Here is a 921-nt window from a genome sequence, read left to right on the forward strand (position 1 = left end):
CCGGCCAGCGCCTGGGCTGCGGTCGGCCCGCCCTCGGCGATCTCCCTGGCGCGCTGCGCGCGCAGCCGACCGGCGGCGGCCTGGGCGAGGGTCACGCCGAGCAGGCCGGCGACGGTGATCGCCGCGTCGGTGGCCGGCGACCAGTGCACGCGCCAGGCCGTGGTGAGCGCGTCGGCGCCGCCGACGCCGACCACGTCCTCGGCGCTGGCGTACGGCACCTGGCAGACGGCCAGGCGGCGCAGCGTCACCTCGCGGCGCAGGTCCAGCGGGGAGCGTAGCGGGTCCAGCCGCAGGGTCTGCGGGGCCGCGCCCGGGGCGGGCAGCCGCAGCTTCGCGAGCTGCGCGGTGACCGACGGGAGCAGGCCGCTGGCCGGGGTGCCGGGGGCGAGGCGGCCGCGCCGGTCGCCGATCAGGACGCCGCTCATCGCCTTGGCGACGGCCCGGCCGCGGCCGGTCGGCTCGCCCTGGGCGAGGGTGGTCTGCAGGGCCTCGACGAGCTCGCCCCGGCCGGGCGCGGGCAGCCCGCGCAGCCGGGCGAGGTCGATGGCGAGCCGGGCGACCTCGCGGGACTCGGCCGGGCCGGCCGGGTGTCCCGCCTCGCGCAGGGCGGCGGTGACGCGCACGGCGAACGACGACGCGAGCCCTTCGACGCCGGCCGGGTCGGCGCCGCATTCGAAGACGGCCTGCTGCCAGTGCGGGTCGCGGATGCCGGCCGGGTAGCCGGACCGGCTGTCGAGCAGCTCGAACGTGTACGGCACGAGCGAGGTCACCAGCTCCGACCGGGCGTGCTCCGGCGCGGGCTCGGCGGGGGCGAGCATGGCCGGGGCGTGGAAGGCGCCGAGGACCACGGCGACCCGGCGGCCGGCCGCGGCCGCGACGCGGCCGCGCATCCACGCCTCGCGGGCGAGGTCGACCGGGTCG

The 921-nt window shown here is 80.3% G+C and carries 1 protein-coding gene; it reads right to left on the reverse strand.

Going from position 1 to position 921, the window contains the following annotated elements; all coding sequences use genetic code 11:
* Nucleotides 1–921, reverse strand: a 921-nt coding sequence (locus tag ABD211_RS22545; RefSeq protein WP_344135396.1) for a DUF5682 family protein, incomplete at both ends; no start/stop codon positions are given.

This window comes from Luedemannella flava, from assembly GCF_039528515.1.
Taxonomy (GTDB): domain Bacteria; phylum Actinomycetota; class Actinomycetes; order Mycobacteriales; family Micromonosporaceae; genus Luedemannella; species Luedemannella flava.